The following is a 3,392-nucleotide window of genomic DNA, read 5'->3' on the forward strand; positions in this document are numbered from 1 at the left end:
TCCGCAGCGAGTGGGATGCGCCTGAAGGCTGGACACCAACATGCGCTGGTGTGCAGGCTTTAGCCGCCGGTTTCGCTGCTTTGCAGCGAGTGGGATGCGCCTGAAGGCTGGACACCAACATGCGCTGGTGTGCAGGCTTCAGCCGCCCCGGTTTGCTGCTCCGCAGCGAAGACGCAAACGTCCTTGCGTCGCGATCCTGGTCTCCGGTTCACAAAAGTCGCTAGACTGAAAGAGACTCATCCTACGGAGGCCCGTCATGCGATTGCTTCTCTCCATTCTATGCGTCACTGCCAGCTGGGCTGGGCATCATTGCCACGCACAGGATTACCACCTCGTCGAACCCTCGGGCGTGATCACGGGGGATGTTTACATGCGTCCCGGACAGATGGTGGTCAACGATGCCGACGGGCGGCAGTACCTGTTTCAACGCGACCGATCCTTCGATTCCTTTGACGGTCAGTACGCAGGTTATTGGTTGCCGCCGGTCAACCGTGTGGTCAGGTTTCCCCGTTCGGGCCGGGGACGGTTGCTGGTTTCCGACTTGGACGACGTCTTTCCTCGCTACGTGTTCTCGCGGCGGAGTGTGCGACCGGTCGGACGTCACCCGGGGCATCATCATCACCACCACGGACCTGCGTTTATTCCACCGTATTTCTTGAACCCTTACGGCTATCCGACGTTCGGTTACGGATGGCAGAATTTCGGCACCACGCTCAGCGTTGGCCCCTGGGGGAGTTTTGGGACTTGGGGATTAGGAGGTGCCGTTGGGCCCGGTCGTTTTTACCGCCCCCCGCTGCAATCGATCGTCATCGAGTCGAACGTTGTTCCGCGACAACCGCTCCCGCCGGTGACGGCCAAGCTGCTCAACACCGCCCAGCGCGAAGTCCGGGTGACGGTGACCGACCGCGTCGCACCGGATCAATCCAAACAGATACCCATCGCACCGGGGACCAGTCAGCCGGTGGTCATTCAACGCGATGCCGGCGCGGACCTCGTCCGTCACGTCCTGACCTATGCCCCCGACGGATCGCAGATCACTCGCGAAGTCTCCACGCCGATTGCACCGGTGCCACGCTACGAAATGACGGTGCATGAATGGAGGCTTCAATCGGTGGCGATCGATCGCACCGGCAAAAGTCCTAACGTGATCGAAGATTCCAACTTTCAAGGCCGTGGCTTGGGCCGATTCGAAATCCCTCCCGGCGATCAATTCACCGGAGGGACCTTGGACGTCGTCCGAATCGCACTCAGCGCCGGCAACCAGGGCACGGTCGCGCCGTTGCTGGACGATCAAGACGACGCGCCACTGCGACCTGTCTCGTCTCTCGAGCAAATGCTGTTGGAACAACGCAAAGCCAGCGGCAAGAAGTGAATGGATGGGTTGGTCAAGAAATGGGGTGGTCAAAAAATGGGGTGGTCGAGAAAATGGAGAAAGGTGGAGTCTCCGTTCGGTAGGATTTCATTTTTTGACCAACCCATCTTTTGACCCACTTCTCTTTTCCACGCCCACTGCGACGTGCACTTAGCCACACGCTCCGCATCACTTATCATCCCCGGGTACGTTTTGTTCTCCCTGGAAAAGTGATGCCAGCCCGTTTACCCATTCAGGATTGTCTCGCAGAGGTCATTGCGGCGCTCGCTGCCGAACGCCCCGTTATCCTGCGTGCCCCGCCCGGTGCCGGAAAAACGACCGGCGTTCCCCCCGCCTTGATCACCGGCAAGGGGATGCCCGACGGGCAAGTGATCCTGCTGCAACCGCGCCGGATCGCCGCCCGCGCCGCCGCCCACCGGCTGAGCCGTCTGGCGGGCGAATCCGTCGGCGGCACCTATGGCTATCACGTTCGCTTCGATCGCAAGGTCTCGTCGCAAACCAAAGTCGTCGCGATGACGACCGGCATTCTGCTGCGACGTTTGACTAATGATCCGCTGTTGGAGGACGTCGGCTGCGTCATCCTGGACGAGTTCCACGAGCGCTCGCTAGAACTCGATTTGGCCCTCGGCATGCTGCATCGCGTTCGCACGACGCTGCGACCGGAACTGCGGCTGGTGGTGATGAGCGCCACGCTGGAAACCCAGCCCGTCGAACGGCTGATGCCCGACGCGGTGGTGGTGGAAAGTCATGGGCGTGCCTTTGAGGTCGACATCCGCTATGACGAATCACTTTCACGCCGGTCCACTACTCGCGACGCGATCGCCCAGGCCGTTGCCGATCGGGTCCCCGCTGCGCTGCGAAGTCGTGAAGGCGATGTGTTGGCCTTTTTGCCAGGCGTCGGCGAGATCCATCGGGCGGCCGAATTGATTCAAGGCATCGCGCGAACGGAATCGATCCAGGTTTGCAAACTGTACGGTGATCTGTCACCGAGCGATCAGGATGCCGTGCTGGCGCCGTCGGATCGACGCAAGATTGTGCTAGCGACCAACGTCGCGGAAACATCGATCACGATTCCGGACATCACGTGCGTCATCGACACCGGGCTGGCTCGTGTGATGCAATACGACACGTCGGTCGGCATTCCCAGTTTGCGACTGCAGCCGATTTCCAAAGCGTCCGCCGACCAGCGCGCCGGCCGTGCCGGCCGCACCGCACCCGGCGTGTGCTTTCGGTTGTGGCCGCTGGCGTTGCATCGCAGCCGCCCCGATCACACGGCTGCGGAGGTCATACAAGCTGACCTCTCATCGGCGCTGCTGATGTTGGCCTCATGGGGCGAACGCGACGTGTTCGATTTTCCGTGGGTCACACCGCCGACTGAACATGCCGTCGACGCAGCGTTCAAGCTGCTCGTTCAGTTGGGCGCGCTCGATGCATCGCTCGCGGTCACGTCGCTGGGCAATGAAATGAATCGATTGCCGGTGCACCCGCGTCTGTCACGTCTGATGCTGGCGGCGAAACAATTTGGCTGCGTGGAAGACGCTGCGGTGGCCGCGGCCCTGTTGTCCGAGCGTGACCCGTTTGACCGATCGTCGGGATCGGAGACGCACCACGAAGGTATTCAAAGCGATCTGATCCAGCGGTTGAAGCGGCTACGGCGTCACGTCGGCGGCACACCCGATTCAGGCATCCATCCCTCGGGGGCGAAACAGATTCGACGCGTCGCACAGACGCTGGTCAAGACGCTTCGCGAGTCACCGCATCAAAGCGACGCGGACGATTCCGTGGCGACCGAGGAAGCGATCACTCGGTCGCTGTTGGCGGCGTTTCCCGATCGGCTGGCCAAGCGTCGTGCACCGGGATCAGCTTCCGGAGTGATGGTCGGCGGCCGCGGCGTCAAGCTCGACCGATCGTCTTCGGTTCGCAGCGCTGAATTGTTTGTCTGCGTCAGCGTGGATGGAAAGGGCGAAGAATCACTGGTGCGACTCGCGTCGGCGACGGAGGAAGCTTGGTTGCCCGAAGA

The 3,392-nt window shown here is 61.4% G+C and carries 2 protein-coding genes; both read left to right on the forward strand.

Annotated elements, in window-relative coordinates; all coding sequences use genetic code 11:
• Positions 1–256 precede the first annotated feature (256 nt).
• Positions 257–1,372 carry a hypothetical protein gene (locus ABX749_RS26685; protein ID WP_372898683.1) on the forward strand — a complete coding sequence of 372 codons (1,116 nt, stop codon included), beginning with the start codon at positions 257–259 and terminating at the stop codon, positions 1,370–1,372.
• Positions 1,373–1,584: 212 nt separating this feature from the next.
• The coding region (locus ABX749_RS26690; RefSeq protein WP_372898684.1) for a DEAD/DEAH box helicase at positions 1,585–3,392 on the forward strand (1,808 nt) is incomplete at its 3' end.

The organism is Stieleria sp. (assembly GCF_041595215.1).
Classification (GTDB): domain Bacteria; phylum Planctomycetota; class Planctomycetia; order Pirellulales; family Pirellulaceae; genus Stieleria; species Stieleria magnilauensis.